Raw genomic sequence first — 14,513 nt, forward strand, 5'->3', positions numbered from 1 at the left:
CCGCTACGACGAACTACTGGTAAAAATGTCAGATGGCATCCAGAGGCGCTCCGGCAACAGCGCCTTGATCAGTGCTCGCCAGGCGCTTGCTTCCAGCCACCGCCAAGCGCCAGGAACACGCCGATTTGCCCCATCGCTACCTGCGTATTGGCTGCCGCCAACTGGCCACGCATGTCCGTATAGGTCCGCATCGCCTGCAGGTCGGCGAGGAACGAGGCGCGTCCAGCCTGGTAGAAGCGGTGGGTCTGCTCGGCTGCCTCCTTGGCCGAACGCTCCGCTTCGGCCAAGGCATCACGGCGATCCAGCAGCGCGCTGTACTGCGCCAGGCGGGTCTGGGTTTCGCGGATGGCATTGAGTACCACACCGTCGAAATGCGCCAGCGCTGCCTGGGTCGAGGCCTCGGCCTCGCGGATGCGCGCGCGGGTACCGTTGGTGGGGATGGTCCAGTTCACCAGCGGGCCAAAGCCCCAGCGATTGGTCGACGGCTCGCCAAGGTTGTCGAGGATGCCGATGGTACCGACCTGGGCACCGATGCTGATGTTCGGGTACAGCGCACCGATCGCCACGCCGATGCCGGCAGTGGCGGCAGCCAGCTGGCGTTCGGCCTGGCGCACGTCGGGGCGGCGCTTGAGCAGCGCGGCGCCATCGCCGATCGGGATCAGTTGGGCAAGCCGAGGCAGCTCGGCACAGTCGGCGGTACCGGCCGGCAATTGCTCGACGGGCCTGGCCAGCAGCGCGGCCAGGGTATAGAGGCCGGCCTCGCGCTCGGCCTCGAAGCGCGGCAGCTCGGCACGCAGGGATTTGAACTGGGTCTGGCTGCGGGTCACCTGGGTTTCGTCGCCCCGCCCGGCGTCACGCAGGCGCTGAGTCAGCCGCACGCCCTGCTCCTGCAGATCCAGCGACTGGCGGGCGATATGGTATTCCTCATTGGCCGAGCAGACCTGGGTATAGGCCTTGACCACGTCCGCGACCAAGGTGATCCGAGCAGTGTCGGCGGCGGCCTGCACGGCATCGGCGTTGGCCTGGGCGGCCTCGGTGCCCCGCTTGAAGGTGCCCCACAGATCGAACTGGTAGGAGGCGCTGAGAATCACTTCTCCGATGTTCGCCACTGGAACCTTGTCCGGAAGCAGGAAAGCCTCGCCGGACTCCTGCAGGCGCTGCGCAGCGGCCTTGGCGCCCCCGCTGAAACCACCCTGAGCCTGTGCCACTTCGAGCTGCGCGCGCGCCTTGGCGATGTTCGCCGTGGCTACCCGCAACTCGGTATTGGCGGCCAGCGCCTGACGCACCAGTTCATCGAGACGACGGTCCTGGTACAGCCGCCACCAGTCTTCCGGCACCGGAGCCGAGGCCACCCTGCCAGCATCCTGACGCAACGGGCCATTGAGATCGCCACGCTGCACGGCCGCGTCCTTGGGCAACTGATAGTCCGGACCGACCATCGCGCAGGCGCCAAGGGACAGCGCCAGCCCTGCCAGCATCAGGCCTCTCATGGCTGCTGGCCCTCGATGATCGACACGGTGGCGGTACGCCCGGCAATCATGCGAAAGTCCGCTGGTACCTCGTCGAAGGCGATTCGCACAGGGATACGCTGGGCCAGGCGTACCCAACTGAAGGCTGGATTGACATTGGGTAGCAGGTTGGCCCCGCTGCTACGGTCGCGGTCCTCGATGCCCGCGGCCATGCTCTGCACATGGCCACGCAGGGGGGTACCGTCGCCCATGACCCGGATGTCCACCGCATCACCGACATGGATGGCGCCGAGCTTGGTTTCCTCGAAATAACCGTCGACGTGATAGGAGGCGCTGTCGACCACCGACAGGACCGGGCGGCCGGCGCTGACGAACTCGTGTGCGCGCGGCGCACGGTCATTGAGGTAGCCGTCCACCGGGCTGCGGACTACCGAGCGATCGAGGTTCAACTGCGCCGTATCGACGGCGACCTGGGCTTGGCTGACCGCCGAGCGGGCACGCGCCTCGCGAGACTGGCTTTCTTCCAGCTGCTCGGCCGCCACCAGGTTGCCCAGCTTGCGGTTGCGCCGGGTCTCGCGCGCTGCCTGGGCCAGGATCTCCTGGCGCTCGGCCAGCGTGGCACGGGCCTGGCGCAAGGCCAGGCTGAAGCGATCCTGGTCGATGGTGAACAGGACATCGCCGCGTTTGATCATCTGGTTGTCGCGAACCTCGACTTTCTGGATCAGGCCGGACACGTCCGGAGCGATCTGGATCACGTCGGCGCGGATATGCCCGTCGCGGGTCCAGGGGGCGAACATGTAGTAGACGACCATCTGCCAGACGAGCACGGCCGCGAAGGCCACCACCAGCAAGGTCAGGACCACGCGGCCCAGGGTCAGCAAAGGTTTTTTCATGGCAGCATCAGGCTTCGACAGAAATGATCCACCGCACCAAGCAGCACGGCGTAGAGGGCAACGTTGAACAACGCCCGGTGCCAGACCAGGCGATAGAAACCAAGGCGCAGCAGCACCGCATGCACGCCGAGGAACAGCAGGTAGGTGAACACCATCATCACCAGCAGCGTGGGCAGGAATACCCCGCTGATATCCACTTCACCGATCACAGCGCAGCTCCATCGATGCCCTGGGGCAGTTGCGGTTGTCGTCCAGCCGGGTCGATGACCACTTCCATGCCTGGTAGCAAGGCCAGGCGCAGGCCGCTGAGCGCGTGCAACAGATGGACCCTGGCATCGCTGCGGTCGTTCGGCCCGTCCTGCGCCAGGGCCTGACGTGCCTGGTCCATGTCGCGCAACAAGGCATCGGGCGCAGGCAGGCGCTCGCCGGCCCGCAGGCAGGCCGCATAGTGAGCGCCAACCTTCTGGAGCACTTGCTGCAAGCATTCGCGAGGCAGCGGGCCGACCCTTGGCAGGTAGGCGAGCAGATCCAGCAGGTTCAACCCGACACGCAGGTCACGCAGGGCCGCGCCACTGTCCTGTCCGGTCTGCGCCAGGCGCGGCAGGTGCTGCATCAGGCGGTCGAGCATCTGCACACCGACCTGCCGCTGCTCGGCCAGGGTGGCCGGCCGGGTCATTTCGACGATGTCGCGCCAGCTGAAGCGGGTCAGGCGCTTGGCAGCCAGCTCGACGCCGAACGGACGCAGCAGCAGGGTCCAGATGAAGGCAAACAGCAGCCCCACGGGGCCGGCGAGGTTGGCATTGATGAACGTCAGGAAGTCAGCGTCATAGGCGCCCTGGATGCTGATGAAGGTCGCGGTGTTGACGATGGTCAGCAAGGTACCCAGATAGAAGCGCGGCTGTACCGTCAGCGTGCCGACACAGATGAACGGCACGGCAAAGGCCAGCACCAGCATCGGGAAGTCGTGCAGGTTCGGCAGGACCAGGAACAGGTAGACACTGGAGAAGATCACCGACATCAGTGTCCAGAAGAAGAAGCGGTAGATCTGCGGCGCCGGATCGTCCATCGCGGCAAAGAAGCTGCAGGCCACCGCGGCCAGAATGACCGCGCTGCTGCCATCCTTCCAGCCCAGCACGATCCATAGGCCGCAGGCGACGATGATGGCGGTCACGGTGGAGAACACCGAATAGAACATAAGGCCACGGTCGAAGAACGGTGTCAGGCGACCCAGGCGCCAGTGCCGGTACACCGCACGCCAAGGCGCGGCATCGTCCCGACGCAAGGCATGCTGCAGCGTGCAGCAGTCCTGCCAGAGGTCGACCCACTCGGTGAGCCGGTACAGTGCATTGGACAGCAGCAAGGCCGGGCGCTGCCCCAGCGTGCGCGGATCGGGCTGCAAATGCTCGATCTGCTCGCGCAGCGCAGTCCAGCGTGCCACCGGTGCCTGTTCGGCGGTTTCCTGCAGCCAGACACGGGCTGCGTCCAGGACGATCTGCAGCCTGGCGTATTCGGTCGGTGCGCGGGCAGCCAAGGCAGCCAGGGCGTCATCCAGCGCGTCGATCACCGGCAGCAGGTGGATCATCCGACCGCGCAATTCCCGCGCATTTTTCACCGTATGCGGACCGGCCCCCTCATGACCGACCTGGCCGATCATCATTTCCAGGCTGTTGAAGGTCGCGACCATCGAGGCGCGCATGGGGCCCACCTGCTCGGCGCCTGCTTCGCCAGCCAGGTGGGTATCGCTGTAGCGGATCGCTTCGTTGAACCAGTTGCCGGTCGCGCCGACCAGCACCGGTGCCAGCCGGCGCGGCCAGAAGATCGCGCCGACCACGGCCGCGCAGACGATGCCAAGGCAGATCTCCTGCGCTCGCGACGAAGCCACATCGAAGACTGCCAGCGGATTGTCGACCACGGCCAGCGCAATCATCGGCAAGGTATAGCCGGCCAGCATCAGCAGGTAATTGTTGGCCGTTCGCAGGTTCAGCGACAGGAACAGCAAAGTCCCGGTCCACAAGGCGATGGCGACGCTCAGCAACAAGGGTGACTGGACCAGTGGCGGCACCAGCAGTACTGCCCCACCAGCGCCGAGCAAGGTACCCAAGGCACGGTACAGGGCCTTGGAACTGGTCGGGCCGACGAAGGGGCTGGAGACGATGTAGACGGTGGCCATTGCCCAATACGGCCGTGGCAGCTGCATGAGCAAGGCGATGTACAAGGCGATCATCGAGGCAGCGAAGGTGCGTACCCCATAGAACCAGTCGCGGGCAGGCGGTACCGAACTGAAGAAGCCGTTCATGCCAGGTCACCTGGCGAAGGCTGGCTGGCATCCTCGAACGCCCGGATGACGCGCAAGGTGGCTTCCAGGTCGGCCTGGTCGATGCCGCCCAGGACCTCGCGGCGCAAGCGGGCCAGCTCGGTCTCGATCGAGTCGGCCAGTTTACGGCCTTCGCGGGTCAGGCTCAGGGCCTTGGCCCGCCGATCCGCCGGGTCTTCGCTGCGGCAGACCAGGCCAGCCTTGCACAGCTGGTCGAGCAGGCGGACCAGCGAGGGGCTTTCCAGACCAGCGGCCTGGGCCACGGCCACCTGGTGGACCCCGTCGCCCAGGCGCACGATCATCAGCAACGGCACGGCACAGGCCTCCGAGATGCCATAGGTGGTCAAGGCACCATGGCAGATGCGCCGCCAATGGCGAACGGCAACGACCATGCCGCTGCTGACTTTCAGGCGCAGTACATCGAGGGACATTGGGCATCCGTTATTCATAGTTTGCTAACTATCAATATACCGTCATCATGCCCCCCATCGTCAACCGTTGGCGACAAGCGATCGTCTAGCGTCGAATCTGGTCCTTGAGCTTCATGCTCCACGCCAGATCGCTGCCAAGCAGGATCGCCTGGTCGCGCCAGTGCACATAGCGGACCTCGTCACTCTCGCCATAATGCACCGCCAACTCTTCGGCGGCCTGCATCACGCCGGCTCCCGCGGCAAGCTCCAGCCAGGACAGGGCCGCCAGCACGTCCGCCTCGACGTACAAGCCATGCAGCAACCTGTGCCCGACTTCGAAGCGACAACGCGCCTCGCCTCGCTGGGCACCTTGCAGGAACCAGCGATAGGCTTCGTGCTGGTCGACCTGCCAAGCAACAGCCGAATCGCAGACTTCTTCCTCGAACAGGTCGCCAAGCGTTGCCGCGGCGTGGTCGATGCCATGCTCGAACGCGCGCTGGTAGAAATACGCAGCCTGTGAATAAGACACTTCGACTCCTTTGCCGAAGTAATGCTGCTGGCCCAGGTTGAACCAGGCCGCCGCGCTGCCTTGCAGGGCAGCCATGCGCAACAGGCGGCCAGCCAGCTGGGGCTCGGCATGCCAGTACTTGCCATTGAGCCAGACCCAGCCCAGGTCGTTGAGCGCCGTTGCATGGCCGGCCAGTGCCTGACGACGCAGTTCGGCATAGATCGCCGGGATATCGGCCGCTTCGTCGAGCCGCTCGGCCAAGGTGAAGCGCCCTCCTAGCATGACCCGCTGGCTGGGCATGCCGACACCGCCGAACAGACGCTTGCGACCGGCGTGCGTGGCCAGGGGCACGATCCGCTCGGGGAGCAGGCGCCCCAGTAGCGGGTGGATGTTGCTGACAACCGACATGTTCATCCTCATTGAACGATCCCGTGGTCCCACCGCGGAGCCTGTGAACGGTGATTCTGCGGGTCCTGGCGACAAAACTTGTCGCGAACGAACCGGTACGAGGCAACCAATCGTCCGTTACTTGATCTGAGCCAGGCATGGCTAATTGCCATGTGTATTTCGTGAATCCATCCTATCGGCGCCAGCTCAGACGAGGACGTTACCTTTTGCCCCTTGCTACCACCCGCGCCACCCTCAGCCGCCAATGGGCGCTCCTGCGCCAGCTTCCCAGTCGCTCCCCCGGGATCACCAGTGCCGAACTGGTCTGGCGCCTGCGTGATGTAGGCTTTCACATCAGCAAGCGCACCGTGGAGCGTGACCTCAACGAGCTGTCGCTGATCTTCCCGCTGGAGCGCAACGACAAGAGCATTCCGTTCGGCTGGCATTGGTCCGCCAATGCTGGAGCAGAGCTGCGTGGCAATTTCGATCTGCACGGTTATCTGCGCAACCGTGCTCTACAAGCAGACAAGGAAGCGGGCATCGAGTTGCAGGCCTGGATCAGCGACGTCTTGGCCCGTCAGTTGCGCGATGCGCCCTTGGCCGCCGACATGCAGCTTACGGCCCTGGACCAGGGCCACCGGCTTCAAGCCACGGTGAGCGATGGTGTTTCCTTGCGCTGGTGGCTGCTCAGCCAGGGCGACGACCTGGTCGTCGAGCAGCCGTTGCCGCTGCGCGAGGAAATCGCGCGGATTCTGCGCAGCGCGGCTGCCCGTTACCTGCCGGCGGACTAGCGTGGCAGCTGTAATGCGTTGCTAGCGCTGCATGCCCCAACGGCGCACGGTGACACGCTCCAAGCTGTCGAACACCAGGCCTTCCACCAACAGGCCGATCAGGATCACCAGCGCCAGGCCGGCGAAGACCTTGTCGGTATACAGCTCGTTGCGGTTCTGGAAGATGTACCAGCCCAGGCCGCCCTTGCCGCTACTGGCACCGAAGACCAGTTCGGCGGCGATCAATGTCCGCCAGGCGAAGGCCCAGCCAATCTTCAGCCCGGAGAGAATCGAGGGCAAGGCTGCCGGCACCAGGATGTACATGACCAGGCGCAGACCACGCAATCCATAGTTGCGCCCGGCCATGCGCAGGGTTTCCGAGACCCCGAGGAAACCGGCATAGGTGTTCAGCGCCAGGGCCCAGAGCACCGAATGCACGAGCACGAAGATCAGGCTGTTGTCGCCCAGGCCGAACCACAACAGGGCCAGCGGCAGCAGGGCGATCGCCGGGAGCGGGTTGAACATCGAGGTCAGGGTGCCGAGCAGGTCCCGACCCAGCTGGGTCGAGACGGCCAGGCTGGTCAGGCCGAACGCCAGGATGATGCCCAGCAGATAGCCTTTGAGCAGGATCACCAGCGAGACGCCGACCTTGGCTGGCAGCTCGCCCGTGGCCAGGCCCTCCCACAAGGCCGCGCTGGTCTGCACGAAGCCGGGCAGCAGCAGGTCGTTGCCTTGGTAGCGGGCAATGGCCTCCCAGGCCGCGGCAAGCACCAGCAGGATCACGGCCTTGCGCAACCAGCCTTGCTGCCAGAGCCGCTGCGCCAAGGGTAGACGGCGTTCTAGCGAGACACCAGGCAATGGTTCCAGCTGGACCTCGTATTCCTGTCTTGCAGGTCGAGTGGTCATGTGAAACTCCGATCAGTAGGCGATGCGAATATCGCTGAGGTTCAAGGCAGGCTTTTGTTCCGGTGCCACGGCTTGGTCGAACAGCAGGTGATGGACACGCTGGGCGGCGGTTTGGAACCCGATGCCGCCCAGGCTGCCCAGGTCGTACTGATGGCTATGCACCTCGGCGCGGACGCGTCCGGGATGGGGTGACAACAGCAATATCCGGTTGCCGACCACCAGCGCCTCCTCGATGGAATGAGTCACGAACAGCAAGGTGAAGCGCACCTCTTCCCAAAGCAGCAGCAGCTCCTCCTGCATCTTGCGCCGGGTCAGTGCGTCGAGCGCGGCGAAAGGCTCATCCATCAGCAGGATCTTCGGCTGGGTGGCCAGCGCGCGGGCAATCGAAACCCGAGCCTTCATGCCTCCCGAAAGCGTATGGGGATAGGCATCGGCGAAGCCAGCCAGACCTACCTTGTGCAAGTAGTGCATGGCGCGTTCTTCGGCTTCCCTGCGTTTGAGCTTGCCGCCGACCAGCAGCGGAAAGACCACGTTCTGCCTGACCGTTTTCCAGGGCGGGAGCTGGTCGAATTCCTGGAACACCACGATACGATCAGGGCCTGGGCCCGTGACCCGGGCGCCTTCGAGCAGTATCTGGCCTTCGCTGGGCGCGATGAATCCGGCGACCGCCTTGAGCAAGGTGGACTTGCCGCAACCCGAGGGGCCGAGCAGGACGAAGCGATCGGCCTGGTCGATTTCGAAGCTGACCTGATGGGTAGCCCGCACCACACGTTGCGCGGTGCGGTACTCGAGGCTCAGGCGATCGACCTGCAGCAGCGATGAAGTCGCGACACGACTCAGGTTGCTGGCCGCGTGGCCTGGCAATGGAACGGACATGGGCTTCAGCTCCCCTGCAATGGGCGGTCGTCCTGGAAGAAATAGTCCTTCCATGATTCAGGCTTGTTCTTGATCGCGCCGACCCGGTAAAGGAACGCTGCCAGGGGGTAGGTATTCTTCGGCGTGATGGTGAATTCGTAGCGTGGATCGTCGATCAGCCGGATCAATGCTTCACGATCGATGCTGGCCTTGGTCACGCGGATATACGTATCGGCCGCGGCCGCCTTGTCATGCTGGGCGAAGTCCGCCGCCTCGGCCAAGGCATCGACGAACGCCCTGTAGGTCTTGGGGTTCTGCTCGCGGAATTTCTCGGTGGCCAGCAGCAAGGTTGGCGAGTTGGGCCCAAGCAGGTCATAGCTGTCGAGCACCACATGCACGTTCTTGTTGGCCAATACCTGGTCCTGGAACGGTGGGCTGGAAAAGTGGCCGTTGAGCTCCGTGCCGCCTGCCAGCAGCGCCGCGGTGGCATCGGGATGGGGTACGGCCAGGGTGTACTTGTCCAGGCGCGCGTATTGCTCGTCGCCCCACTGCTTCGCCGCGGCGTATTGCAGCAAGCGCGACTGCACCGAAACCCCCACCGCTGGCACGGCGATACGGTCCTTGTCGGAGATATCGGCGATGGTCTTGACGGCGGGATTGCTGCTGACCAGGCAGGTCGGGAAGTTGCCCAGCGAAGCCACTGCCTTGACGTTCTGCCGCCCCTTGGTGCGATCCCACACGGTCAGCAGCGGGCCGATGCCGGCCCCGGCGATATCCACCGAGCCGGACAGCAGCGCATCGTTGACCGCCGCTCCGCCGGACAACTGGGTCCAGTCCACTTCGATATCCAGCCCTTGCGCCTTGCCATGTTTTTCGATCAAGTGCTGGTCGCGGACGACATTGAGCAAGAGGTAGACGATGCCGAACTGTTCGGCGATACGGATCTTGCCTTCCGCCTGGGCCACGCCAGGGACGACCAGGCTGCCGGTGGCCAGGCTGACGCCCAGGCCGATGCTCGCCGCCAGGCGGCTGATGGATTTGCGCATGGTGTCGACTCCTGGTCTTCAGAACGGGGCATCGCCCTGGATGGTGGTGCGATACAGCTTGCGTCGCAGGTGGGCGGGGCAGCCGGTGGCCAGGTGGATCAGCGAACGGTTGTCCCAGAACACCAAGTCGTGGGCTTGCCACTGATGGCGGTAGACGTTCTGCTCGAGCACGCTCAGGGCGTGAAGCTGCTGCAGGACATCACGACTTTCGTCCTCAGGCAGGCCAATGATGCGCGTGGTGAACCCTTCGCTAACGAACAACGCCTTGCGGCCAGTCTCCGGATGCGTGCGCACGATCGGATGAATCACCTCCCGTACCTGGGCCAGCTGGTCGGCGGTCAAGGTCGGGCGCCAGTTGCCTTCGAACTTGGTTTCGGCATAGCGGGCGGTATAGGAATGCGCCGCGCTACGCCCTTGCACGACCTTGCGCAGCGCTTGCGGCACGGCGTCCCAGGCCCTGTGCATGTCGGCAAAGAGCGTGTCGCCGCCTTCGCTCGGAAGCTCCTGTGCATGCAGCATCGAACCCAGGCTTGGCAGCTCCTTGTAGGACAGGTCCGAATGCCAGAACTTGCCAGCATCGCCGAGGCCTAGGTTGCGGCCATCCTCGACGATGTTCGAAACGATCAGGATTTCCGGATGCCCTTCGAGCAGGAACTGCTTGAGTACATGGATCTGCAGCTCGCCGAAGCGCCGACTGAAGGCGATGTGCTGGCCAGGGGTGATGTGCTGATCGCGCAAGACCAGGACGTGGTGGTCCAGATGAGCGCGTTGAATACGGGCGAAATCCTCGGCACCGATCGGTCTGGCCAGGTCCAGGCCATTCACCTCGGCACCGACGGCCGCTGGGAAAGGACGAATCTCGAAGGTTTGCGGCGGTGCGCTGTCGTTGAACGACAAGGCGTTGAAGGCAGCTGACATTTCTCACTCCCACGCAGTGCGCGACCAGGCGCGCATCGATCAGAAACTCACAGGGTTTCCCTGTATCGGTTCAAGTCGTGCGGCGCGCCGATTGGTCGGCAGGTACGCAGTGAGAAAGACTATAATCGCATAAGTATGTTTATTTAAATACCTTTAAGAAATAAGCATATGAGCCTGGACGCTACAGCTTGGCAAGGCTCCACGCTGCCCGCCCATTGCTCGACCACCCTTCGCACCAGCGTGCCCGGCTGGCCTCTCAACGTTCCCTCAACGCCTCGGAGCGCGCCTTGATGATGGGCTTGAGCAGATAGTCCATGATGGTCTTCTTGCCGGTCATGATGTCCACCGAAGCCACCATGCCAGGGATGATCAGCAAGGGCTTCTCGTCCGTTCCCAGATGACTGCGATCGGTGCGCAACTTGATCAGGTAGTAGGTGGTCTTCTTGTCCTCATCGGTGATGGTATCGGCACCGATCTGCTCGAGCTTGGCCTTGAGCCCGCCATAAATGGTGTAGTCATAGGCAGTGAACTTGATCGTGGCTTCCTGGCCAGGATGCAGGAAGGCGATATCCTTGGGCAGGATCCTGGCTTCGATCACCAGGGTATCGTCCAGGGGCACGATCTCGATGATGTCGCTGCCTGGCTGGATCACGCCACCAATGGTGTTGACCAGCAATTGCTTGACCACGCCGCGTACAGGCGAAGTGACCATGGTGCGGTTGACCCGGTCATCGAGGGCCTTGCTGGTCGCGGTAGCCTTGTTCAGCTCGGTGCGCGCCTCGTTGAGTTGGGTCAGCGCCTCGCTCCTGAACTTGCCTCGGGTCTCCTCGATCTTGCTGGCCACTTCCTTGATCGCGGCCTCGGCGCGCGGGATGGCCAAGGCGGTCGCATCGAGCTGGCCACGGTTTTCCACCTCCGCCCGGCGCAGGCGCAACACCTCGACCTGGGAGATCGCCCCCTTTGCCACCAGCGGCTCGGACATGGAGATCTCCTGGCGTAGCAGTTGCAGGCTGTTGGCGTACTGGGCGCGCTTGGAGGTGAACTCGCGCAGCTCCTGCTGACGCTGCACCAGTTGCTGCTCCAGCCCACCGATTTCGTCGTGCAGTTGCTGGCGGCGGCTCTGATACAGCGATTCCTCGCTAGCCGCCTGGCTCGGCGCAGCCTTGCGCAACTCTTCCTCGATCTTCAGCGGGCGGTCTTCGACCTCGGCGCTCAGTCGTTCGACACGCAGGGCCATGGCCAGCCGATCGGCTTCGGTCTCGCCGACGTTCGAAGCGAAGCGCGTGTCGTCCAGGCGCAGCAAGGGGTCACCGACCTCGACGATCTGGCCTTCCTTGGCGTAGATCTCGGCGACGATACCGCCTTCCAGGTTCTGGATCTTCTGTACCTTGGAAGATGGAATGGCCTTGCCTTCGCCGCGCGTGACCTCGTCGATCTGGGCGAAACTGGCCCAGACGATCAGAAACAGGAAGAAGGCGATGACGCCCCAGATGGTCAGGCGCACCACACGCGGCGCGTCTTCGATGACCGCTTTCTTGACCTCAGGCAGCGGCTGGCCGCTGAGCGAGTCCGAGCCTTTGAAATAGCGGCGCAGGCTGCTCCTGATCTGTCCCATGTCCAGTTTACGCGACACTGATCTGCCCCTTCTTCAGCGCATCCATGACAGCTGCCTTCGGCCCGTCCGCAACGATTTGCCCGCGGTCGATGACGATCAGGCGGTCCACCAGCGACAGCAGCGAGGCCCGGTGGGTGACCAGCAGGACGGTCTTGTTTTCGATGACAGCTTGCAGACGCTGTTTCAGCCGCTCCTCGCCCGTGTTGTCCATGGCCGCGGTAGGCTCGTCGAGCAACAGGATCTGCGGGTTGAGCAAGAGTGCCCGGGCCAGCGCGACGTTCTGACGCTGACCGCCGGAGAGGTTCTGCCCGCGCTCGCCGACCTGCAGCTCATAGCCTTCCGGGTGCAGGCGGGCAAACTCGTGCACACCGGCCAGTTCGGCAGCTTGCAGGACCAGCTCGTCTTCGATGTAACGTGCGCCGCTGACCAGGTTGTCGCGCAAGGTACCGGCCAGCAGCTGGATATCCTGCGGAACGTAGCCCAGGTTGTGGCGCAGCTCGCTGACGTCGATCTGGCGAATGTCGACACCGTCGATCAGCAGCGAGCCGCCATCGGGCTCGTAAAGGCCGACGATCAGCTTGGCCAGCGAGCTCTTGCCCGAGCCGCTACGGCCGATGATGCCCACCTTCTCACCCGGCCGGATCACCAGGTTGATCCCCTTGAGCGCCATGTTCTGCTGGTTCGGATAGGTGAAGTCGACGCCACGGAATTCCACGGCGCCTTGCAATACCTGGCGGCTCAGCGGCCGCTCCTCGAAGTTGCGCTCCTGCGGCAGCTCCATCATCTGGTTGGTCGCGCTCATGGTGACCTTGGCCTGCTGGTAGCGAGCCAGCAGGCCGTTCAGTTGTCCCAGCGGCCCGAGGGCGCGGCCGCTGAGCATGTAGCAGGCGACCAGGCCACCCATGCTGAGGTTGCCATCGATGATCAGGTAGACCCCTACGCAGATCATCGCCACGCCAGCCAGTTGCTGGATGAGCAGGGTGATGTTCATGGCCAGGCCGGAGAGCATCTTGACGCGCAGCTCCAGGCGGCTGAGGGTGCCGAGGGTCTGCTCCCACATGTACTGGCGCTCGCTTTCGGCGTTGTTGACCTTGACCGCATCGAGGCCGGCCAGCGTCTCGATCAGGCTCGATTGACGTTCGGAAGCCAGGGCCATGGTTCTTTCCATGGTCGCCATCAGGGGCTTTTGCAAGGCGTAGCCGATACCCAGCGCCAATGGGAAAGCGATGATCGGTATCCACACCAGGTGTCCACCGATGATGGCGATGACCAGCAGGATCAGCACCGTGAACGGCAGATCGATGAGGCTGGTCAACGTCAGCGAGGCGAGAAAGTCCCGCAGCCCCTGAAACTCATGGATGTTCTGGGCGAAGCTGCCGACCCGCGCAGGCCGGTATTTCATGGACATGCCGACGATCCGTTCGAACAAGGTGGCCGAGATGATCAGGTCGGTCTTCTTGCCGGCCAGGTCCAGGCACAGGCTGCGCAAGCCCTTGAGGATCAGGTCGAATACATAGGCCCCGGTAATGCCTATGGCCAGCACCCACAAGGTGGAGGTGGCCTGGTTCGGGACGACGCGGTCGTACACGTTCATGACGAACAGCGGCGCGGCCAGGGCGATCAGGTTGATCACCAGGCTGGCGGCAATGGCATCGATGTACAGCCAGCGACTGCGCATCAAGGTGTCGCGGAACCATGACCGGGCCCGAGGGATCAGGTTGCCGTGGTTGACGTCGAACTTGTGCTGGGGCTGGGCGAAGAAGACCCGGCCACTGTATTCGTCGAGCAGCTTCTGGCGACTGATCCGTACTTCACCGCCATCGCTCTCGCTGAGCAGCAGGCGCGCGATGTCGGCGCTTTCCCAGCCCAGCAGCACGGCGCTGCGGCCATCCTTGAGCAACAGCATCGCCGGCATGGCGATACCGGGGATCTGCTCGAGCTTGCGTTGCAGCAGACGCCCCTGCAGGCCCGCCCTGGCAGCGGCGCGAGGCAGCAGCTCGGGAGTGAGCCGTTGCGAGGGAAGCGGCAACCCAGTGGTCAACATGGCTCGGCTGGCGGGCCGCTGATGCAAGACGCACAGTGTCAGGAGACTGTCCAGTAATGGATCGTCATGCTGACTACGTGGATCATGGCTGAGTTGGACTCGACTGACTTCAGATTCCACGCGGTGCTCTCTATTCCTTGCGTTGGTATGGCCAGCAGAGCCACGAGCCGCGGCCCGCATGCTCCCCTGGATGAGTCATTCCTCGGAAAGCCTGTAACTGACCCAAGGCCAGGCAGGCTACCGTCGTTCTACCTTTAACCTGCTGACGACCAATGTCAGACAGGGTTCATTTTTCCAGTGATCGTTTGCCCATCAGCTCGGCTAGACGGCCACGCTCGTTCACTGCTGGCAAAACCATGTCACTGCAAGACTAACCTT

Annotated in this window: 13 protein-coding genes; 1 reads left to right on the forward strand and 12 read right to left on the reverse strand. The window is 63.7% G+C overall.

The window, feature by feature from the left end; all coding sequences use genetic code 11:
- Positions 1–68: 68 nt before the first annotated feature.
- From ACY8GK_RS15195 to ACY8GK_RS15220, 6 genes are all read right to left on the reverse strand, one after another.
- Positions 69–1,490: an efflux transporter outer membrane subunit gene (locus tag ACY8GK_RS15195; RefSeq protein WP_462401560.1), complete on the reverse strand. Its 1,422-nt coding sequence runs from the start codon at positions 1,488–1,490 to the stop codon at positions 69–71.
- On the reverse strand, positions 1,487–2,362 hold the full coding sequence (locus tag ACY8GK_RS15200; RefSeq protein ID WP_462401561.1) for an efflux RND transporter periplasmic adaptor subunit: 876 nt from the start codon (positions 2,360–2,362) through the stop codon (positions 1,487–1,489). The genes ACY8GK_RS15195 and ACY8GK_RS15200 overlap by 4 nt, the downstream gene beginning before the upstream one ends.
- A complete protein-coding gene (locus ACY8GK_RS15205) occupies positions 2,359–2,571 on the reverse strand; it encodes a DUF1656 domain-containing protein (protein WP_196180951.1) in 213 nt (70 codons plus the stop codon). The genes ACY8GK_RS15200 and ACY8GK_RS15205 overlap by 4 nt, the downstream gene beginning before the upstream one ends.
- The gene (locus ACY8GK_RS15210; RefSeq protein WP_462401562.1) at positions 2,568–4,658 is read right to left on the reverse strand and encodes an FUSC family protein; all 2,091 of its coding nucleotides are present in this window, start codon (positions 4,656–4,658) and stop codon (positions 2,568–2,570) included. The genes ACY8GK_RS15205 and ACY8GK_RS15210 overlap by 4 nt, the downstream gene beginning before the upstream one ends.
- Entirely contained in the window at positions 4,655–5,107 is a 453-nt protein-coding gene (locus tag ACY8GK_RS15215) for a MarR family winged helix-turn-helix transcriptional regulator (protein ID WP_462401563.1), read from the reverse strand. Before ACY8GK_RS15215 ends, ACY8GK_RS15210 begins: the two co-directional genes overlap by 4 nt.
- A gap of 85 nt (positions 5,108–5,192) precedes the next feature.
- A complete protein-coding gene (locus tag ACY8GK_RS15220; protein ID WP_462401564.1) occupies positions 5,193–6,002 on the reverse strand; it encodes a tetratricopeptide repeat protein in 810 nt (269 codons plus the stop codon).
- A 206-nt stretch (positions 6,003–6,208) separates the two neighbouring features.
- Here ACY8GK_RS15220 and ACY8GK_RS15225 point away from each other — a divergent pair, with 206 nt between their 5' ends.
- Positions 6,209–6,772 (forward strand): WYL domain-containing protein, encoded by a 564-nt coding sequence (locus ACY8GK_RS15225; RefSeq protein WP_196180955.1) that lies wholly within the window; start codon positions 6,209–6,211, stop codon positions 6,770–6,772.
- Positions 6,773–6,793: 21 nt separating this feature from the next.
- Here ACY8GK_RS15225 and ACY8GK_RS15230 read toward each other — a convergent pair whose 3' ends face one another.
- From ACY8GK_RS15230 to ACY8GK_RS15255, 6 genes are all read right to left on the reverse strand, one after another.
- Positions 6,794–7,657 carry an ABC transporter permease gene (locus ACY8GK_RS15230; RefSeq protein ID WP_196180957.1) on the reverse strand — a complete coding sequence of 288 codons (864 nt, stop codon included), beginning with the start codon at positions 7,655–7,657 and terminating at the stop codon, positions 6,794–6,796.
- Positions 7,658–7,669: 12 nt separating this feature from the next.
- Positions 7,670–8,533 (reverse strand): ABC transporter ATP-binding protein, encoded by an 864-nt coding sequence (locus ACY8GK_RS15235; RefSeq protein ID WP_196180959.1) that lies wholly within the window; start codon positions 8,531–8,533, stop codon positions 7,670–7,672.
- A gap of 5 nt (positions 8,534–8,538) precedes the next feature.
- Positions 8,539–9,558 (reverse strand): ABC transporter substrate-binding protein, encoded by a 1,020-nt coding sequence (locus ACY8GK_RS15240; RefSeq protein ID WP_196180960.1) that lies wholly within the window; start codon positions 9,556–9,558, stop codon positions 8,539–8,541.
- A gap of 18 nt (positions 9,559–9,576) precedes the next feature.
- Positions 9,577–10,476, reverse strand: a complete 900-nt coding sequence (locus ACY8GK_RS15245; RefSeq protein WP_462401565.1) for a TauD/TfdA dioxygenase family protein — start codon at positions 10,474–10,476, stop codon at positions 9,577–9,579.
- A gap of 256 nt (positions 10,477–10,732) precedes the next feature.
- Positions 10,733–12,091, reverse strand: coding sequence for an HlyD family type I secretion periplasmic adaptor subunit (locus ACY8GK_RS15250; protein ID WP_462403029.1), 1,359 nt, complete (start codon positions 12,089–12,091; stop codon positions 10,733–10,735).
- Between the two features lie 7 nt (positions 12,092–12,098).
- A complete protein-coding gene (locus ACY8GK_RS15255) occupies positions 12,099–14,255 on the reverse strand; it encodes a type I secretion system permease/ATPase (RefSeq protein WP_196180965.1) in 2,157 nt (718 codons plus the stop codon).
- Positions 14,256–14,513 lie beyond the last annotated feature (258 nt).

The organism is Pseudomonas sp. Marseille-QA0332, from assembly GCF_054950175.1.

What these genes read in the sequence shown, in the direction of transcription:
- ACY8GK_RS15220 (WP_462401564.1), bottom strand. Translation starts at nt 6,002, where the DNA reads ATGTCGGTTGTCAGCAACATCCACCCGCTACTGGGGCGCCTGCTCCCC.
- ACY8GK_RS15195 (WP_462401560.1), bottom strand. Translation starts at nt 1,490, where the DNA reads ATGAGAGGCCTGATGCTGGCAGGGCTGGCGCTGTCCCTTGGCGCCTGC.
- ACY8GK_RS15210 (WP_462401562.1), bottom strand. Translation starts at nt 4,658, where the DNA reads ATGAACGGCTTCTTCAGTTCGGTACCGCCTGCCCGCGACTGGTTCTAT.
- ACY8GK_RS15250 (WP_462403029.1), bottom strand. Translation starts at nt 12,091, where the DNA reads ATGGGACAGATCAGGAGCAGCCTGCGCCGCTATTTCAAAGGCTCGGAC.
- ACY8GK_RS15215 (WP_462401563.1), bottom strand. Translation starts at nt 5,107, where the DNA reads ATGTCCCTCGATGTACTGCGCCTGAAAGTCAGCAGCGGCATGGTCGTT.
- ACY8GK_RS15245 (WP_462401565.1), bottom strand. Translation starts at nt 10,476, where the DNA reads ATGTCAGCTGCCTTCAACGCCTTGTCGTTCAACGACAGCGCACCGCCG.
- ACY8GK_RS15235 (WP_196180959.1), bottom strand. Translation starts at nt 8,533, where the DNA reads ATGTCCGTTCCATTGCCAGGCCACGCGGCCAGCAACCTGAGTCGTGTC.
- ACY8GK_RS15230 (WP_196180957.1), bottom strand. Translation starts at nt 7,657, where the DNA reads ATGACCACTCGACCTGCAAGACAGGAATACGAGGTCCAGCTGGAACCA.
- ACY8GK_RS15200 (WP_462401561.1), bottom strand. Translation starts at nt 2,362, where the DNA reads ATGAAAAAACCTTTGCTGACCCTGGGCCGCGTGGTCCTGACCTTGCTG.
- ACY8GK_RS15240 (WP_196180960.1), bottom strand. Translation starts at nt 9,558, where the DNA reads ATGCGCAAATCCATCAGCCGCCTGGCGGCGAGCATCGGCCTGGGCGTC.